Source organism: Acinetobacter sp. NRRL B-65365 (assembly GCF_001605865.1).
Lineage (GTDB): Bacteria > Pseudomonadota > Gammaproteobacteria > Pseudomonadales > Moraxellaceae > Acinetobacter > Acinetobacter vivianii.
In genome coordinates this window covers 1-17,939 of sequence record NZ_LRPD01000043.1, presented here as the reverse complement: position 1 = coordinate 17,939, position 17,939 = coordinate 1, and the positions used below count along the sequence as shown (strand labels likewise).

The window sequence follows — 17,939 nt, the reverse complement described above, 5'->3', positions numbered from 1 at the left end:
CGCCTGATCAATATCAGGCGTTTTTTTATATAGCAAATTTAATTATTGGCGGATTTGACCGTCGCCAAACACAATCCATTTTTGCGAGGTCAAACCTTCTAGGCCAACTGGGCCACGAGCATGGATTTTATCGGTTGAAATCCCGATTTCTGCGCCTAGACCATATTCAAAACCGTCAGCAAAGCGGGTAGAAGCATTGATCATCACTGAGCTTGAGTCAACGCGTGCCAAAAACTCGCGTGCTAGACTAAAGTTCTCGGTAATGATGGCATCGGTGTGGTGTGAACCATACTTATTAATATGCTCAATCGCCTCATCCATTCCCGTCACAACTTTTACAGCAAGAATTGGCCCTAGATATTCGGTGTACCAGTCTTCTTCCGTTGCAGCCTTGACCGAGACACCTAAAATACGTTGAGTTTCAGGGCAGCCACGCAGTTCAACCTGCTTTTCGGCATACAGTTCAGCAATACGTGGTAAGAATTCTTCAGCAATCGCTTCGTCAACCAATAAACTTTCCATAGCATTACATACGCCGTAGCGATGCGTTTTTGCATTCAGGGCAATCGGTAACGCTTTTTGAAGGTCGGCCTGAGCTTCAACAAACACATGGCAGTTGCCATCTAAATGTTTAATGACAGGAATACGTGCTTCATTGCTGATACGTTCGATCAGGCTTTTACCACCGCGCGGAACAATTACATCAACAAACTCAGTCATGGTGATTAGATGTCCAACAGCTGCACGATCTGGTGTATCAATCACCTGAACCGCATGCTCAGGCAAGCCCGAAATTTGTAAACCATGCTGGATCGCGGTCGCAATCGCCTTGTTTGACTCAAGTGCTTCTGAACCACCACGTAAAATAATCGCATTACCAGATTTCAACGCCAGTGATGCCGCTTCAAGGGTCACATTTGGTCTTGATTCGTAAATCATCCCTATCACGCCCAAAGGAACGCGCATTTTACCCAACTGGATACCTGAAGGGCGATAAGCTAAATCTGTAATTTCACCAATTGGGTCAACAAGACCAATTACATCTTTTAAGCCTTGGAGCATGCCTTTAAAGCGTGCGGGGGTAAGCTCTAAACGATCCAGCAGGGCGCTATCCAATTGACGTTGGCGACCATTGTCCATATCAATTTGATTGGCTGCTAAAATCTGAGCCTGATTATTTTCCAAGGCTGTATAGATGGCAGACAAGGCATGATTTTTCAAATGCGTTGATGCACTCGTTAACATACGAGATGCCTGACGCGCTTGAGCACCGACTTGTTGCATATAATTTTGAATAGAGTCTTGCATAGCAGTTTGATATTTGCATGTATTTATAAAGATAGTAACAGCCAAATGCTGAACAATGAATAGGCGAAACTAACAATTCAAAAAATTATAAAACGTTAATTGGCGCAAAATTTTTTATTTTAGTGCGATGAAGATATTGAATCTAAAGCCAAGACTACATATTTTGCAAAAGATTATTCATTTAAACAAGATAAGTGGTTAAGGAAATGATTGCGTATAAAACGTGCATATGTATAGAATGAAAAAGTATAGGATAAATGTAATACAAATTTTATAAATTTGTTAACTTGCAGCTAGCAATCGGTAAAAGTGTGATGCTTGCAACAGAAAAATAAACAAGGATGGAGGAAGGACATGAATTCCATTATCCAAATGGACTCGGATATAAATCATACCTACACAGGCTTTGGTTTTTTCGACATATACAATAAAAACAGTTTTAAACAACCAGCGCGTACAACATGGATCGATGGTTGGAAAATTGAATATATGGCGATTGCAGATCCTAAAACGATCTATAACACGCCGATTGTCATTGTCGGGGGCGCATTTCAAAATTTTAACTCTTATAAGTATTGCGTTGAGCAACTCTTTGAGAGTGGACCTGTGATTTTAATCGATTTACCTTCAATGGGCGCGAATCAACAGATTCGTAATGTTGATACAGGTGAATCTGCTGGAATTCTGGAACTCCCTGATTTATCAAAAATGCTTGGTCAATGGCTTGATATTGTTGGTATCGATAAGGTTTCAATGATGGGGATGTCATTGGGGTCGGTGGTCGCTTCTTCATTTGCAGACCAGCGCCCAGAACTGATTGACCGTATGGTATTGATGGGGGTCATGCAGAAGACACGTAAAAGCTGGCGTATGCTGCTTGAAGAGTCTTTGCATTTAATGCGTGAAGATCGCATGGAAGAGTTTGGACAGGCTGTTATTCTCTATCTTGTGAATCATGCGAAACTGGACAAAACACGCATGTCGCCAACTGCTAAGCGCCTGTTCTTCAGACAAATGGCTGAGTTTAGTGCCACAGAGCGCGAGCGTTATGAAATTAACTGCAACCGCTTATTGCGTTTAAGTAATGTGCCTGTACCACAATGTAAAACGTTAGTTGCGGCAGGGCAGTACGATAGCTTTACCTTGCCCCATGAAAATGCAGATTTTGCCTTGCAATGCCAAGACATGCAGTTTGCCTTGATTGCCAATGCAGATCATGTCCCGCAATTGCAACGTCGTAAAGAAACCATGAATCTGTTTACCACCTTCTTAAAAGGTGAATCTATCGACAATCTGGATGGCATCATTCCGATGAATCGTGAACAGATGCAACAGATTGAGCGTCGTGGTGAAGAACGTATTGCAGTCTTGCAACCAGAAACCAAACTGACCCATCGTCATTTAGATACTGAGGCAGCGGTGAGCATTGTTGATATCACCTTCTTTGGCGTTTACTTAAAACTTCATCAACCGCAACAGCTTGATTTTGTCAGTCAGTATCCACGTGATTTGGCTTTGAATTTAGTGGATGAAGAAGGCGAGTTTAAAATTGAATGCTTAATTTTTGATGCAACAGAACAAGGCTTACGTATCTTATTTAAGCATGGTAGTTTTGATGTGGCTGAGCGCTTAACTCGCTTTATTGAGCGTCAAAAACAGATTTAATCAATCTTTCAAAATTGGAAAAGGGAAGTGGATCAACCATTTCCCTTTTTTATTGAGGATTATTTATTGCTTGCCTGAATGACCCAGACTAAATCGCCTAAATGTTGTTGCTTGTTTTCTAAAGCGGTCTGTTCAAAAAATTGTTTGGGTTGCAAGACATCGACGTGGTTAAAACCAGCTTCATGAAAAAAGTTTTCGACTTCAACTGGGGTTTTGAAATGAAAGCTAAAGGCACTGCGTGACATCCATTTGAGTAAACGGCTGCTATTCCAGATAATGGTCGCCAATTTGTTTTGAGTGGGTTCTGGATAAATATCTGTTAAATAATGCAGTTCTTTAAAATTTTGGCCGTAGGTGGCAATGGCTTGAATGAGTTGCTGTAACAACGGTTTTTCAAAGTAGTTTATCAGCCCTTCACTCATGATCACCAATGGACGTTGCGGATCAAACACTTCAAATGCCGAAGCAAATGCTTCAGTAAATAAATCGACAGACAACACTTCATCGGTATTTTGTTCAATCTGTTGTAACGCTGCTTGTTTTGTGGCTGCCATGTCCGGCAAGTCTAGCTCACGATAGGTGATCTCAGGGTAATGTTGTCTAAACCACCAGCCGCGAGGGGATAGGCCACAGGCAATTTCCAGTACCTGCAAGTCGGGGTGTTGCTGAATCAGTGCTTCTAAATGTGAATCAAGCATGGTGTGGCGTTGCTTTAATGTGGTACGCATGCTGCCGCCAACATATTTTTCAGCCCAGCTTTCAATTGGGTGGACTAAGGCGGCGAGGGTCTTGCCTTTTTTTGTTGCTAGTGCTGGATGTGAGATCCCCATTTGATACCAGATATAGCCTGTGTAGTGTGCAGTAAATGAAATATGGCGATGTTTTGAAAGTTTTTGTGTCATCTGTCCTAGACTCTATTTTTTTCCATAAATTTATCTTTGATATTTTTTATGCCGTAATTTTCATAGCAGAGTCATACTGTGTTCTCATCTTATTTTAGTTATCAGCCTTCGGCTCGACCTACTTTTCTTTCGGGAAAAGTAGGCAAAACCATTGTCACCCGCAAAACCTGTTCATTTCTTGCATGTGATTAATTTCAACATAGTAGACATAGCATCTATCTTTTTGAAATCACGCAGGTTGCGGATGACTTTACCGAGTATCTAATTGTTGAGAAAATCTTATGCAATAAAGATTTATCAATGATCTTAGTAAAGTTAGAACGAATTCTTAAATTCTTCAATGACTTTTCTGACGTTATGCCAGTTTTCATCGTCTAAAGTTAATGTTGTACCGATTTGGATATTTGGAATTTTACCGCGCATACGCTCTAAACGTTGTTGGTTTGGTAAAGCCAATGTTTGGATGCCATCCAATGCAGTACACGCTGCGGCGCGGTCATTACATACCAGACCCATATCGCAACCTGCATTTAATGCTGCTTGGATACGTGCATCTGCACCGCCTGCGACACAGGCAGCTTGCATACTCAAGTCATCTGAGAAAAGTACGCCGTCAAATTTAAGTTGTTTACGTAAGATTTCTTGTAACCAGAAAGGTGAGAAACCTGCTGGATTTGGATCAACTTGATCATAGATCACATGAGCAGGCATCAAGGCATCGAGTTGTGGCATCAACTTGATAAAGCTTTGCATATCTTTGTCATAGATTTCCTGATATGAACGACTGTCGATTGCGGCTGCAACGTGTGAGTCAGCTTTGACTGAACCATGCCCTGGGAAGTGTTTACCCGTCGTCGCCATTCCTGCTTTTTTCATACCTCGCATAAAGGCATCTGCAAGTGGAACGATGTCCTGTATATTTTTTGCAAAGCCACGATCGCCAATAACATCACTAACGTCATTGAGGTCTAAAACAGGTGCAAAGCTAAAATCAATACCAACAGACAATACTTCAATCGCCATGAGCCAGCCACATTGTTCAGCCAGTTCAATTGCCTGCTCAGGATGAGTGAGATAACGCTCGCCTAAGCGTCCCATTGCGGGTAACAAGGTAAAGCCTTGTCTTAAGCGCTGTACACGTCCACCTTCCTGATCGACAGCAATCAGAATATCTGGACGGACTTGACGCATATGATCGGTTAAAGCACGGACTTGTTGAGGTGATTCAATGTTGCGCGCAAATAAAATCATGCCACCGACTTGCGGAGCTTGTAATAGTTCAATATCTTCTTGAGTAAGTTCTGTGCCAGCAATATCTAGCATCAATGCGCCGATCATAAGGATTCCGTTTGAATTTTGATGAAAAAAACGATAGCTAAATTGTGCAATGATTTGCTACATTTTGTCAGTACAGAATATGATAAAACTACATGATATTGATGATAAGTGCTTATTGGTCATTTATTTATGACGACCAATGAGTTCTGCAAGTTGGTAAAGTATCGAATGAAATGTGTTCATATTGACAGTATCAGCGTGTAATAATTGCCATATCCAAGGAAGTACCAAAATTTTATGAAACTTCAAATGATAGCGTGTGCAGTTGCGATTGCGACTGGTGGTTTATTTTTCTCTCATACCATGAATGAGGCGTTTGCGGCGACCGAGACTCCAGTTGTTTCAACCGTCATCAAGCCATCACAAGAACAAGCGCTCGTGTCACGTCAGCTCGCAACTTTGGTTGATCGCCAGCATTATTTGAATATGCGTTTAGATGCAACCACTTCAAACCGTATTTTGGATATGTATCTTGATAGTCTTGATCCAGATCATTCATTATTTTTAAGCGGTGAAGTTGCAGACTATAAGAATAAGTATGGTTCAACTTTTGGTAGCTCATTAAAAGCAGGGAACTTAACTGGGCCTTTTGCCATTCACGCCCAATATCGTGACCGTTTGAAACAGTTCTATGAGTTTATGTTGGCCGAGTTGAAGAAGCCACAGAACTTAAATCAAAAAGATGTCTATCTTGAAACGGATCGTGAAAAAGCACCGTATTTCCAGACCGCTGCTGAGCAACGGGCACATTGGCAAAAAATGCTGGTTTCACAGCTGATTAATTTGACGATTAGCAAAGAAGAAGAACAGGCCAAGCAAAAAGCGTTAAAAGCAGATCCATCGCTAGCCAATGGTCAGGATTTGACTGGCCCAGAAGATTTAACTCCAGTTCAGACGCTAACCAAGCGTTATACCCGCCAGTTAGAGCGTATTGGTCGGGTCAAGAGTGACGATGTACTCGATAAAACCCTGAATGCGATGATGGCGACCTATGATCCGCATAGTAACTATTATCCTCCAATTGATGCGATGGAGCTGAATCGTCAAACCACCTTGCAACTTGAGGGGATTGGTGTTTCGATCCGTCCAGAACGTGGCAATGAAGATTACACCAAGATCGAAACGATTGTTGAAGGTGGCCCTGCAAGCAAGTCTGGTCAGGTGAAATCAGGAGACCGCATCATTGGTGTCGCTCAAGATGGCGATAAAATGGTGGATGTGATCGGCTGGCCGAGCTCGGAAATTGTTGGTTTGATTCGCGGTAAACGTGGCACCAAAGTGGTGGTTCGTTTATTAGGTGCAGGGGCACCAATGAGTCAGGCACGTAATGTCACCTTAACGCGCGACATTATTCAGGAAGAAGATGCGGGTGTTCGTTCGCGTACGGTTGAAATCACCCGTGACGGTAAAAAACACTTATTTGGCGTCCTTGAAATTCCATCATTCTATTTCGACTATCGCTCACGCCGCGCGGGAACCGAGTACCGTTCAGTTTCTGAAGATACAGCTAAAGCTTTGGAATCGCTGAAAGCGCAAAAAGTTGAAGGTATTTTGGTTGACTTGCGTAATGACCCAGGTGGCTCTTTAGAAGAAGTGGCACGTATGCTGGGTCAGGTGATCAAGTCAGGGCCAGTGGTACAGATCCGTGATGGCAATGGCAATGTTAATGTCTTTGAAGATACGGATGGTGGCGAACAGCTTTATGCTGGCCCAATGGCTGTATTAGTCAACTTGGCATCGGCTTCTGCAAGTGAGATTTATTCGGCTGCAATTCAGGATTATGAGCGCGGTATTATCATTGGTAGCACCACTACAGGTAAGGGTACGGCGCAGGTTCAACTGGATTCACTGGCTTATGGTCAGGCAACGCTGACCCAACGTAAGTTCTACCGGATTACGGGTGGAAGTACGCAAAATAAAGGGGTTGTGCCAGACATCAAACTCGTTGATATCTACAATGAAGAGTTTGGTGAACGTAAAGCGAAAAATGCCTTGAAGTGGGATACGATTCCAACTGCACCATTTAAGCGTGAAGGTTCAGTACAACCTTATATTGCCAAGTTAACGGAATCATCTCAGCAACGTGTAGCAGCCGATTCACAGTTTAAGTATTTGGAAACGCGTAAAGCGATTGCCAAGAAAACCTCTGATCAGAAGAAAGTGGTGCTGGATATCAACCAGCGTCGTGCAGAGTTACTTGATCTAGAAAAGCAAACTTTGAATGCTGAAAATCAGCGCCGTGCAGCAACAGGTCTGGCACCTTATGCAAACTGGGAAAGTTACCAAGCTTCGATTGATGCTTTGATTGAATCTCGTGCCAAAATGAAAGCGCATTTACGTCCGCCACTTCCTGAAGAAGAAACCTTCATCACCGAAGCGGCAAATGTACTTTTAGATTATGCCAAGCTACAAAATCGTTAAGTTGATATTGTTTTAAATAAAAAGCCCTGTTTGATACAGGGCTTTTTATTGCTTTTTTAATCTCGATTCTCATGTCGCTACGTACATGTAAGAGGATCTGACATTGGCATCATTTTATGCCTGTCAGTTTTAAAGAGAATAGAAAAAGCTTCTTCACCTTTTACCAAGATGAAGAAGCCTTTGTCTTAAATTACGATGGATTGACGTGGGATCATCCAAGTTACATTGCTGATTTGTTTAATCAGAATGTCTTATTCGGCACGTATCCAGATTTGATTACGGCCCAGTGCAGAAACACCTAGATATCCACGTAAATGCAGACGTTTGCCATTTGCACTCAATTTGGCTTTCATACTATAAATTTTGCCTGTATTCGGGTCGAGAATACGGCCATTGCTATAGTTTAAGCCCTCACTATGTTTTAAACCTGTCACCACATCTAAACCTACAATCGGTTTGTTGGTATAAGGTGCAGGGCAGTCTACACAGGTTTCTTTAGGTGTGTAGCCTGTACGTGGTGTGAGTTTTACAACTTTGCCAGTATATGTTCCATTGGTTTCTTTTCGAATTTCAACCAACCCTTTTGGCGCCCCTGTTTTGTCATCAATACTTTGCCAGAGCCCCGTAATATCCTCTGCAAAAGTAAAACTGCTGATCATTGTTAAAAATAAAACGCTTATTAGTTTTTTGCTCATCATTAAAATCCGTTTAACACCCGTTTTTATTATGTAGTATCTCTAATTAAAGATTCAATCATTATTTTACAGTTGTATATTTATATTTGAAAATTCGATAGTTTTTTATTTTTTCATTAAAAAAAGCCCCTCCATCTTTAGATGATGAAGAGGCTTTTTAAACATATTTAAATATAAACAGGGTAATTTATTAGCCCTGCAAATTTTTACTCGGCACGTATCCAGATCTGATTACGGCCTAGCGCAGAAACGCCCAGATAACCACGTAAATGCAGACGTTTGCCATTTGCACTTAATTTGGCTTTCATACTATAAACCTTGCCTGTATTTGGATCGAGAATACGGCCATTGGTATAATTCAAACCATCTGTGTATTTTAAACCTGTCACAACATCCAGACCGACAATGGGTTTGTTGGTATATGGCGCAGGACAATCTACACAAGTTTCTTTTGGTGTATAGCCTGTACGTGGTGTGAGTTTTACGACTTTTCCAGCATAGGTGCCATTCGTCTCTTTGCGAATTTCAACTAATGCTTTAGGTGCCCCCGTTTTGTCATCAATACTTTGCCAGAGCCCCGTAATATCCTCTGCAAAAGTAAAACTGCTCACCGCAGTTAAGAATAACGCACCTAATAATTGTTTGCCCATCATTAAAAATCCTTTTAACGTTAAGCCCGCCATTATGGATGATTTATGACAACCAGTTCAATAATTAACTGATATTTGTGGCAAATTTTAAGATAAAGATAAAATAAAAGTAGGCAGCCAAATTGCTGTAAACACGCCATTGACTGCCATGCCGAAAGCGGCATATCGGCCAGCGACAGGGCCACGTTGCCATGCCTGAGCAGTACCGATGGCATGTGCTGCCAGACCTAAAGCCAGACCTGAGGCACGTTCATCATGAATGTGTTTTAAGATCCACGGCGAAAATGCAGCACCAATCACCCCAGATAAAATGACAATCAGCGTCACCAACATTAGAGGTGCATGAAGCAGAGTCGCAATATTCAGTGCAATCGGTGTGGTCACGGCACGCGTCGCAAAAGCAAGAATGGTCGGTTCAGACATATGCAGTAAATAAGCCAAGCCCATTGGCAGTGCCACTGCGCTAATACTGGCAAAACATAAAATCCCGAGCATTGATTTGATCGGCAAATCGTCATAGCGCATAGCAGCCAGTGGAATTGCCAAAGCAACAGTGACATAACCCAGTAAATGGTTAAATACGTTATTTACATTGTCCAGATAGCTTTCATAGGGAACGCCTAAAATGAACAGTAAACCAATCACAATAAAGACAGCAAAAACGATCAATGGAATTTGCGGGAATTTTTTATTTAAGGGCTTTGCAATCAGGTAACTGATCAGGGTGATGATAAATCCATAAATAACCATAAACATAGATCAGCCCCTTATAACCAGCGTTTTGCCATTTTGGCGTAAACCCACAGCGGCAATAACGTACTAAAGGTTAAGATAAATAAAAATAAAGGAATTTCTTTACCTAAATGCACCAGCATAATTAATGAACCTGCACAAATAGGCAGAAAGGCAAAAGCACTTTCTTTCATGATCTTGTTATTGGTATCGATCAAGCGGTTGGAGATTTTTTTGAAACGTCTCCAGATCAATAAAGTTACCAGTAAGCTCAGCAGTCCAACGAGATTGCCTAATTCTGGATGACCAAAGGCTTTGGTGATCGCAACAGCCCCCTCACGATATACAATGATTAATAAAATCGTAAAAAACCAGGCTGTCCAATCAATCTCTTTCATTTTCTTCTCTTAAGCTCGCTGATCTAAACGATGGCTGATTGCAATTAGGGTGATGGTTGGTCGATCTCAAATTCTTCCAAAGGTCGCTGGAATAAGGAAGCTTTTTTTCCAAGTATTTCGTCTAATGGCAAATGTGCCTGTTTAATGAGTTGTTCCAGTTTATGCGGCGCAATACAGACCGATAAATGTAAATTGCCGTAGTCATCATAATGCTCGGACTGAATGACATTCAGCGTATATAACTGGGTACGGAGTTTCCCATAAGCAGGTTTTAACACTAAATCAAAATCTTGTAACTGGCCCAATAGACATTGTTGGACTGCCTGAGCAAGTAGCTCTAGCCCTTGTCCTGAATGTGCGGAAACATAAACACGGTCAGGTAGATCAGCGGCTTTATAAATAATTTTAGCAGCATCGCCACTCTGGTCGATTTTATTATAAACATGCAAAATTGGCGCGTCGGCACCAATTTCTTTGAGAACAGATTCAACGGCTTCAATCTGTTCTGGCATATTTGGACTACTGCTATCAATCACATGAAGCAGCAAAGTGGCTTCTAAGGTTTCTTCTAATGTGGCTTTAAATGATTCAACCAGATCATGTTGCAGATTTCTAACAAAGCCGACAGTATCCGCCAATACCACAGTGCCGATACCATCCCAGTCTAAACGGCGTAAGGTTGGGTCGAGTGTTGCGAACAGTTGATCCGCTGCATAGACATCACTTTTTGCCAGTATATTAAATAAAGTTGATTTACCAGCATTGGTATAACCGACCAGTGAAATGGTTGGGATAGCTGCTTTTTGTCTTGCTGCACGACCTTGCAAACGGGTTTGTTGTACTTTTACCAGTTTATCTTTGAGCTGGGTAATTCGAACACGGATTAAACGACGGTCAGTTTCAAGTTGTGATTCACCTGGTCCACGTAGACCGATACCACCTTTTTGTTGTTCTAAATTACCAGTAAAGCCACGAATCAGGCGAGTAGATAAATGTTTAAGCTGAGCCAATTCAACCTGTAATTTCCCTTCATGGGTACGGGCGCGCAAGGCGAAAATGTCTAGAATTAAACCTGTGCGGTCAATCACACGACATTTCAAGATTCGCTCAAGATTACGTTCTTGGGCAGGCGAAAGCGAGTGATCGAGAATGACCAGCTCTGCTTCTGTTTCTCTAACCAGTTCAGCGATTTCATCAACTTTGCCAGATCCGATAAAAAATTTGGGATCAGGTTTATTGCGTTGAACAGAAAGATGTTCAAGGATTTCAGCACCAGCGGATTGAGCGAGCAATCGAAACTCTTCAGCATCAAGATCATCGAGTAGCTGAACAGACACACTGACTAAAATTGCCCGTTCACCGCTTTGACGCTGCTCAAAATTTTCCACGCGAGTAGGTAATCCTTATTATTAAAGTCTTATTCTAGAATAAACTTCAAGTAAAGGGCAAAGGCTTACTCGATTTATATGACATTACGACGTAAAAGCTCAATGAATCCGACCAGTGTGCCCATATATAAAATTGACCAGCCGAGAATCATTCTTAAAGCATAGCCATAGGGAATGGTGGTTTGGGGTTCTGATGTTGTGCTTTGCTGATTCATCACATCACCTTTCAATCAGTAAATTCGATTTATTTATACTAATTGATCAGATAAACCTTTTAAAATTGAAAAAAATTATGCTCGCATTCGTTTTTTATGATGCAGGTAACTTTTATAAGTAGATAGCGGCATGATATAACTGGATGAATTCAATGCACATGTGCATCTATGCGTACGGTTTTAATGATTTATGACTCAAGAAGCAACTGCGGTAACTAACCAACCATTAAATTTAATCTCTAAATTGAGTTTGTATAGTAAAAAGTTAGCCTCAGGCCTAGAAACAATAGGTGAAGGTTTTTATCTGATTTACCGTCATGGTTTATATAAGGATCCAAATAATCCTGTAAATACGCGTTATGTGCAGTACTTCTGCCGCCGTTTATGCGAAGTTTTCAATATCGAAGTCGAAGTCCATGGCACCATTCCACGCGAACCTGCACTTTGGGTGAGTAATCACATCTCATGGCTGGATGTCGCTGTACTCGGTTCTGGCGCTCGAATTTTCTTTCTGGCGAAAGCCGAAGTTGAAAGATGGCCGATCTTGGGGAAACTGGCAAAAGGGGGCGGGACTTTATTTATCAAACGTGGTTCGGGAGATTCAATCCGTATCCGTGAACAGATTACTGAATTTTTAAAACAGGATATTCCTGTTCTGTTCTTCCCCGAAGCAACCACAACAGACGGAAGTAAAGTCAAAAAGGTACATGGGCGTTTATTGGGGGCAGCTATTGAGGCACAACGTCCTGTACAGGTATGTGTGATTTGCTATGTCAATCAGAACGGAGAGCTCGATCTGGTTGCGCCGTTTATTGGCGAAATGACCTTTGCAGAACATGTGCAGCGTGTTTTAGAAATGCCGAAAGTCACCGCACATTTGATGACTTTGCCTGCGATTTCAGTCGAAGGGCATACCGTCGATAGTTTAACCAAAGAAGTTGATCGCCAGATGCGCGCAGGCTTAGCTAAATTGCAGCAGAAGGTATTGACTGTGTTGCCAGAAACGGCTGAGTCTACATAAAGCCTTCGATTGGCAGCCATGAAATGATTTTCACGCCTGCTTTTTGCCACCATTTCATTTTAGGTTCTTTGGTATAAATCAAAGGACCTCTTGGCGTTTCTCTCTGCCAAGTAATTTTCTTATTTGCATCCAACACTAAACGATAAGCATAGGTTTTCAGGTTTTGATCCATGGTGGCATGTACAGCTTGTGCTAATGGCGGGCTATTCAGTAACACCCCAATTTCAGTATTTAAATAGGCTGAACGTGGATCAAAATTAAATGAGCCAATAAATACCTGTTTCTCATCTAAAGCCATCAATTTGGCATGTAGGCTCGAACGACTGAGTCCCTTAAGATTAACCTTGGCTTTTTTCGCTAAATCTTCGGTATGTTTATCTAAATCATTTTTATCCAATGCTGGAAGGAACTCATAAAGCTGCACGCCATTTTCCAGTAGCTCCTGACGATACTTTCCATAAAAAGCATGGACTACAGCGACGTCATTGGCTTTAAAGGAGTTGGTGAGTACTCGGACTTTGATGCCTTCTTGGGCTAAGTCACCTAAGATTTTCGCGCCTTTCTTTTCTGGAACAAAATACGCTGAAATCAGATCAATATTTTTTTCAGGCTGTTCCAGATGATTGATCAGCTGGAAATTCAGATGTTCTTCTTTTTTGGCTTTTGATTTGATTTTATCTGGCGAGTCTTTCACCACCTCAGCTTTGACCCATTCCAGAGAAATATCCCGATTCATAAGTGAATCAATGGCTTGGGAGCGGCTGGTCAAATCGACATAATTCTGTACAGTAATCCGTTTATAGTGTTCATCGAGTTGCTGCTTTAAACTTTCATAGCTAAGTCGATGTGATTTTGGATTCACAATTTCTCGGACATCATATGCATATTCATGATTCCAGTAATCATCAAATGATTTGGAAATATCATTGACGGCAGTACCGAACAGCATCACATCGACATCAGAAAATTGATAAGTATCACTGACATTGTAATATTGGTTGGTCATGTTACGACCACCGATCAAGGCCACCTGATGATCTGCAATAAAGCTCTTATTGTGCATTCGGCGGTTGATACGTTTTAGGTCGAGCACCATATCCAGTGCACGGTATTTACGGAATCGGTAAGGATTAAATAATTTAACTTCTATATTGGGGTGCTGTGCCAGCGCTAAGAAAATACCTTCAGTATGTTTGGCATTATTATCATCAATCAGTAATCTGACTTTTACCCCACGATCAGCGGCACGAATTAAAGCGTGCAGTGCCAAAGCACCAACCTTGTCGTTATCCCAGATATAGTATTGCAAATCGAGCGTTTTCTCTGCCTTGTCAATCAAACGGAGACGGGCAGCCAGTGCTTCTAGTGGTTCATACAACACATGATAGCCAGTCAGATCGGGGTGCTGTTCTTGTAAAGGACGAATCACTTGAGCTAAAGAGGTTTGGGTGGTATCGATCTGACCAACCGTTTGAATCACAGGCTCAATCTTATGCTTGGGTAGCGTGCTACAACCCGTCATCGTTAACGTAATGGCGCAATAAATCGCAAGCATATTTTTATTGTAAGCGGTTGTACTTATCTTTGTATGTTTGCCATTTAAATGAGAAAATTGCGTCATAATCGTTACTGATTAAAAGTTGGGCTCGAGTATACCATTTCATCGAAAAAGATAAATATAAGATGAGACGTATGTCCCTAAAGTGAAGTTAATGAGGGCTGTAATGTCGGATTCAGATACTATTATTTTTGGTTTTTACCTTATTTTTGCTGTTTTGGCATTATGGGCATTTATTCAAGCCTGGATCCATCAGGCACGTACAGAAACTATTCATCCCTTTAAAGCCTTTGTGCATTTGCTGGCATTTTATCTTTCGTATTTGTTGGTTCCGCTTTGGTTCTTTAGTCTTTACGCAGGCTGGGTCGGTTATTACAGCTTGCATCAGGCGGGGTTCATCTTTTTATTAAGCAGCGTACTGATCTATGCGCGCTTTATTGAGCCACATCAGGTTCATATCAAACGTCATCAATATCGCCTCGATCCAAAACGTGAATTTACCCGTCCTGTCAAAGTCGCATTGGTTGCCGATATGCACGTCGGATTATTTTCAGGCCATGAACGTCAGTTAAAAACGATTGTGAAAAGACTGAATGAAGAAAAACCTGATTTGGTTGTGGTGGCAGGGGACTGGACTTATGAACCTGAAAACCGTTTGGTACATGAGCTAGAAGTACTCAAGCAAATTGAGGCACCTGTATATTCTGTGCCTGGCAATCACGACGAACAATATCCTGGGCCACCGATTCAGGCATTGTTGAGCAAAGCGTTAGAGCAGAATAATGTGATTGATATAGAAGGTAAGATTGTTGATTTTGGTGAGTTTCGTCTCATTGGTATCGGCGATTTGTGGGCAGGGAAGGCGAATATGCGCTTTATGCCAGACTTACCTCAAGACAAACCTTGGCTGATTCTGTCGCATAATCCTGACACCGTTGATATGGTACCTGAATTACCTACTCGACCATTAATGTTATCGGGCCATACGCATGGCGGGCAGATCGAATTGCCGTGGATTACCAACTATATTATGAAGCGGGTGTCTATTCTTGGGCATAAAAAAGGTTTTTACACGCATGAGCATGCCGATGTGTTTGTGACTGTTGGCACAGGAATGGTGGGTGTACCATTTCGGTTTAGAGTACCACCGACGATCGATATTATTGAACTGGTTTAAATAAAAAAAGCCGACTAGATTGAGTCGGCTTTTTTATGACTGGAATGTATTAAGGAATAATAATCACATTCACGCGGCGGTTGCTGGCACGATTCTCATCCGAGGTATTTGGCACAAATGGTTGATTTGAACCACGACCCAGAACAGTTAAATTATTTGGTTTAAAACCCTGATCGATGAAAATAGCGGAAACGCTTTGAGCACGTTCTTCCGAGAGTTTCTGGTTATATTCAGGATTACCGATATTATCTGTATGTCCCACAATTTTTAATTTTTGCAGGTCATATTTATTGAGCTGAGTTGCAAGACGTACAATCTCTTGCTGATGCTCTGGCTTAATATCGACTTTATTAAAATCAAATAATAAACGTTCTGGTAAGCCGAGACTCCAGCCTTCATCAGTTAAAACGAACCCCTCTTTTTTTAACATTTTAACCTGACGATATTTCAACGGGCCAAAACTTAAACATCCAGCCAATGTTAGGCAGAGTAACGCAATAAATGAAATTTTAATGGTGTGAGCGCGCATAACATGTCCTAAATTTCTGGTTTATAAAGAAACCAATGTGGATTTAAACTTTTAGCTTTATACATGGCTTGATCCGCTTGCATAATCAAATCCTCTGGATTCTCTGCAAACTGTGAAAAGGCAATCCCTAAGCTAAAACCAAAATGAATCATTTCACCGTTGAAATCTAAAGGCTCCTTGCAACTTGCCAGTAAACCTTCAGCAATGGTCTGTAAGTGATCCGCATGATGGATAGAATGCAGGATAATAGCAAACTCGTCCCCACCCAAACGGGCAATAAAATCTTCATGGCGGACAGAAAGTTTTAAACGTTCGCCCATTTCTTTTAGAACAGCATCACCTGCCAAGTGACCAAACTGATCATTGATCATCTTGAAATTATTATTGTCGATAAATAATAGGGCAGAATTGTGACGATACTGTGGGTTCTCAAAAATATCGAAAAGCTCTTGGTAGAAATAATGACGATTTGGCAAACCGGTGAGCTGATCGTGATGTGCCTGAAATGAAAGTTGACGATTTTCTTTTTGTAGGTGAGTGTGCCAAATTTGAATTTCTTCTAATAGTTCATTAAACACCGTATTTAAGTTCTGAAACTCTTTAATATGGTTGTTTGGAAAACGAAGATTATAAGCTTTCTGGTCACTCACCAGTTGGGCGATGTGGGTCAGTGGTTTAATTGCTTGCATGATTTGGCGGTAGGTAATATTCACTGACCATAATAAAGCAATCACAATAAAGAACATTGAAATTGCCAAACCGATAATAATCGTTTTCAGAAAGTGCAAAATATTTTCTGAACTACCGTATAACACCAATTCGCCAACTTTTTTCTTATGATGAACAATCATTAATTTAACTGGATCATGTAAAAACCATCGATCCATTAAATCTTGCATGGTTGAGGTGTGGGCTATTTTTTTAGTACTTTCGGCAAGAAGTTGATGCTGAGGGTCATAAACATGGATCGTACGAATGGCGTGTTCACGGGTATAGTCATCTAGAATCTGATCGATTGCCCCACGATCTCTAAACACCACCGCAGGTTGAATTCGTTCAAGCACCGTCTGGCTCAAAAGTTGTAAATTCTGTTTAGCGTAGGTTTCCATGGTAAACATGGAAATTGTGGCAAAAGTAAAAGAACAAATTACAAAGGTGATGGCAAAAATCGCAAACTGGGATTTACGGAATAAGGCATGTAAGGAGGTTGATTGATATAAGTTGGAAATCATCTGTGCTTACTCCGCATTCTTCGCCAAGAGTAAAACTCGTGGATCGATATGAACTTTGGAATAACTCAGTGCTTCTAGGTTAACCTTAAAAGTTGAATAGGTTCTCTTATTATATAAGCAGAAAATACTCCCCACCTCACATGCGGGATTGTTGGTACTTAAAGAAAGTAATGAGCGAGACGGATAGGACTGGATCAGATTCTGCTGCTGTTGTGGTGATGTCGTAGTGAAATAGGCCACATGACATTCTGTCTTAGGGAAATCTTTCGCGCTTACGGCCTGAACCTGATAATCATAGGCAAGCTGTCGGATGTTCATCTGGAACTGACTTGCCGCTTCTGAATTATCAATCACACAGATAGAAGGACGGGATGTATTCGTCCATTTACTATAACTTAATATGGATAGTGCTAACTCATAGAAGTTATGAGTTGAAATGGCATAGCAAAGCGGGCTTACAGTAAATAATACTGCAAGCAATAGATATCGAGCTTTTATATTCAAAAACCGTATTTTCAATCAGAAGTGCCAAAAAGTGTGAAGCAAGAGACATATTCTACTGGACTTAATTGTTTAAAAAAAGTTCTTAATCACTCAGGAAAGCCAATAAAAGTAACTATTCAGTTCAAAAAGTATGCGTTCGATCAAATAATTCCAATAAATTTAAAAAAGGGTGTTGCATTGGGTTGGGAATGCTGTAGAATGCACAT

The 17,939-nt window shown here is 41.2% G+C and carries 17 protein-coding genes; 4 read left to right on the top strand and 13 right to left on the bottom strand.

Translation table 11 applies throughout. The annotated features are described in order from the left end of the window. Positions 1-42: 42 nt before the first annotated feature. Entirely contained in the window at positions 43-1,308 is a 1,266-nt protein-coding gene (locus AWW72_RS14500) for a glutamate-5-semialdehyde dehydrogenase (protein WP_004775773.1), read from the bottom strand. A gap of 354 nt (positions 1,309-1,662) precedes the next feature. Between AWW72_RS14500 and AWW72_RS14495 the strand changes: the two genes are divergently transcribed. After that, a complete protein-coding gene (locus AWW72_RS14495) occupies positions 1,663-2,973 on the top strand; it encodes an alpha/beta fold hydrolase (RefSeq protein ID WP_062847815.1) in 1,311 nt (436 codons plus the stop codon). A 59-nt stretch (positions 2,974-3,032) separates the two neighbouring features. Here the strand turns inward: AWW72_RS14495 and AWW72_RS14490 are convergent, their stop codons facing one another. Together AWW72_RS14490 and nagZ are read right to left on the bottom strand one after the other, a co-directional pair. Next, positions 3,033-3,875: a class I SAM-dependent methyltransferase gene (locus tag AWW72_RS14490; RefSeq protein WP_062847814.1), complete on the bottom strand. Its 843-nt coding sequence runs from the start codon at positions 3,873-3,875 to the stop codon at positions 3,033-3,035. A 315-nt stretch (positions 3,876-4,190) separates the two neighbouring features. After that, positions 4,191-5,213: a beta-N-acetylhexosaminidase gene (gene nagZ / locus AWW72_RS14485; protein ID WP_062847813.1), complete on the bottom strand. Its 1,023-nt coding sequence runs from the start codon at positions 5,211-5,213 to the stop codon at positions 4,191-4,193. A gap of 237 nt (positions 5,214-5,450) precedes the next feature. Between nagZ and AWW72_RS14480 the strand changes: the two genes are divergently transcribed. Further along, the gene (locus tag AWW72_RS14480; RefSeq protein ID WP_062847812.1) at positions 5,451-7,634 is read left to right on the top strand and encodes a carboxy terminal-processing peptidase; all 2,184 of its coding nucleotides are present in this window, start codon (positions 5,451-5,453) and stop codon (positions 7,632-7,634) included. A gap of 251 nt (positions 7,635-7,885) precedes the next feature. On the opposite strand, the gene AWW72_RS14475 is transcribed toward AWW72_RS14480, so the two are convergent. The 6 genes from AWW72_RS14475 to AWW72_RS19475 form a co-directional block, all read right to left on the bottom strand. Next, on the bottom strand, positions 7,886-8,329 hold the full coding sequence (locus AWW72_RS14475) for a DUF2147 domain-containing protein (protein WP_373869378.1): 444 nt from the start codon (positions 8,327-8,329) through the stop codon (positions 7,886-7,888). 206 nt (positions 8,330-8,535) lie between these two features. After that, a complete protein-coding gene (locus AWW72_RS14470; RefSeq protein ID WP_062847840.1) occupies positions 8,536-8,979 on the bottom strand; it encodes a DUF2147 domain-containing protein in 444 nt (147 codons plus the stop codon). Between the two features lie 87 nt (positions 8,980-9,066). After that, a complete protein-coding gene (locus AWW72_RS14465) occupies positions 9,067-9,735 on the bottom strand; it encodes an LrgB family protein (RefSeq protein ID WP_004775764.1) in 669 nt (222 codons plus the stop codon). Positions 9,736-9,746: 11 nt separating this feature from the next. Then, on the bottom strand, positions 9,747-10,109 hold the full coding sequence (locus AWW72_RS14460; protein WP_005259695.1) for a hypothetical protein: 363 nt from the start codon (positions 10,107-10,109) through the stop codon (positions 9,747-9,749). Between the two features lie 44 nt (positions 10,110-10,153). Then, positions 10,154-11,497: a ribosome rescue GTPase HflX gene (gene hflX, locus AWW72_RS14455; RefSeq protein WP_062847811.1), complete on the bottom strand. Its 1,344-nt coding sequence runs from the start codon at positions 11,495-11,497 to the stop codon at positions 10,154-10,156. Positions 11,498-11,571: 74 nt separating this feature from the next. Continuing rightward, positions 11,572-11,712: a hypothetical protein gene (locus AWW72_RS19475; protein WP_004775761.1), complete on the bottom strand. Its 141-nt coding sequence runs from the start codon at positions 11,710-11,712 to the stop codon at positions 11,572-11,574. A 190-nt stretch (positions 11,713-11,902) separates the two neighbouring features. Between AWW72_RS19475 and AWW72_RS14450 the strand changes: the two genes are divergently transcribed. Then, positions 11,903-12,733, top strand: coding sequence for a lysophospholipid acyltransferase family protein (locus AWW72_RS14450; RefSeq protein ID WP_062847810.1), 831 nt, complete (start codon positions 11,903-11,905; stop codon positions 12,731-12,733). Here AWW72_RS14450 and AWW72_RS14445 read toward each other — a convergent pair. Beyond that, positions 12,726-14,288, bottom strand: coding sequence for a phospholipase D family protein (locus AWW72_RS14445; RefSeq protein ID WP_227516937.1), 1,563 nt, complete (start codon positions 14,286-14,288; stop codon positions 12,726-12,728). The genes AWW72_RS14450 and AWW72_RS14445 overlap by 8 nt on opposite strands. Before the next feature lie 169 nt (positions 14,289-14,457). Between AWW72_RS14445 and AWW72_RS14440 the strand changes: the two genes are divergently transcribed. Further along, positions 14,458-15,468 carry a metallophosphoesterase gene (locus AWW72_RS14440; RefSeq protein WP_062847809.1) on the top strand — a complete coding sequence of 337 codons (1,011 nt, stop codon included), beginning with the start codon at positions 14,458-14,460 and terminating at the stop codon, positions 15,466-15,468. A 49-nt stretch (positions 15,469-15,517) separates the two neighbouring features. Here AWW72_RS14440 and yfiB read toward each other — a convergent pair whose 3' ends face one another. The 3 genes from yfiB to yfiR are packed head-to-tail and all read right to left on the bottom strand — an operon-like array spanning position 15,518 to position 17,733. Next, the gene (gene yfiB, locus AWW72_RS14435; RefSeq protein WP_004775757.1) at positions 15,518-15,997 is read right to left on the bottom strand and encodes an outer membrane lipoprotein YfiB; all 480 of its coding nucleotides are present in this window, start codon (positions 15,995-15,997) and stop codon (positions 15,518-15,520) included. Positions 15,998-16,005: 8 nt separating this feature from the next. Beyond that, the gene (gene dgcN, locus AWW72_RS14430; protein WP_047430658.1) at positions 16,006-17,229 is read right to left on the bottom strand and encodes a diguanylate cyclase DgcN/YfiN; all 1,224 of its coding nucleotides are present in this window, start codon (positions 17,227-17,229) and stop codon (positions 16,006-16,008) included. Between the two features lie 6 nt (positions 17,230-17,235). After that, on the bottom strand, positions 17,236-17,733 hold the full coding sequence (gene yfiR / locus AWW72_RS14425; protein WP_502686081.1) for a regulatory sequestration protein YfiR: 498 nt from the start codon (positions 17,731-17,733) through the stop codon (positions 17,236-17,238). Positions 17,734-17,939: the final 206 nt, after the last annotated feature.

Bases quoted from the DNA above. Each gene is read 5' to 3' on its own strand.
- AWW72_RS14500 (WP_004775773.1), bottom strand. From the start codon at position 1,308: ATGCAAGACTCTATTCAAAATTATATGCAACAAGTCGGTGCTCAAGCG.
- AWW72_RS14495 (WP_062847815.1), top strand. From the start codon at position 1,663: ATGAATTCCATTATCCAAATGGACTCGGATATAAATCATACCTACACA.
- AWW72_RS14490 (WP_062847814.1), bottom strand. From the start codon at position 3,875: ATGACACAAAAACTTTCAAAACATCGCCATATTTCATTTACTGCACAC.
- nagZ (WP_062847813.1), bottom strand. From the start codon at position 5,213: ATGATCGGCGCATTGATGCTAGATATTGCTGGCACAGAACTTACTCAA.
- AWW72_RS14480 (WP_062847812.1), top strand. From the start codon at position 5,451: ATGAAACTTCAAATGATAGCGTGTGCAGTTGCGATTGCGACTGGTGGT.
- AWW72_RS14475 (WP_373869378.1), bottom strand. From the start codon at position 8,329: ATGAGCAAAAAACTAATAAGCGTTTTATTTTTAACAATGATCAGCAGT.
- AWW72_RS14470 (WP_062847840.1), bottom strand. From the start codon at position 8,979: ATGGGCAAACAATTATTAGGTGCGTTATTCTTAACTGCGGTGAGCAGT.
- AWW72_RS14465 (WP_004775764.1), bottom strand. From the start codon at position 9,735: ATGTTTATGGTTATTTATGGATTTATCATCACCCTGATCAGTTACCTG.
- AWW72_RS14460 (WP_005259695.1), bottom strand. From the start codon at position 10,109: ATGAAAGAGATTGATTGGACAGCCTGGTTTTTTACGATTTTATTAATC.
- AWW72_RS19475 (WP_004775761.1), bottom strand. From the start codon at position 11,712: ATGAATCAGCAAAGCACAACATCAGAACCCCAAACCACCATTCCCTAT.
- AWW72_RS14450 (WP_062847810.1), top strand. From the start codon at position 11,903: ATGACTCAAGAAGCAACTGCGGTAACTAACCAACCATTAAATTTAATC.
- AWW72_RS14445 (WP_227516937.1), bottom strand. From the start codon at position 14,288: ATGCTTGCGATTTATTGCGCCATTACGTTAACGATGACGGGTTGTAGC.
- AWW72_RS14440 (WP_062847809.1), top strand. From the start codon at position 14,458: ATGTCGGATTCAGATACTATTATTTTTGGTTTTTACCTTATTTTTGCT.
- yfiB (WP_004775757.1), bottom strand. From the start codon at position 15,997: ATGCGCGCTCACACCATTAAAATTTCATTTATTGCGTTACTCTGCCTA.
- dgcN (WP_047430658.1), bottom strand. From the start codon at position 17,229: ATGATTTCCAACTTATATCAATCAACCTCCTTACATGCCTTATTCCGT.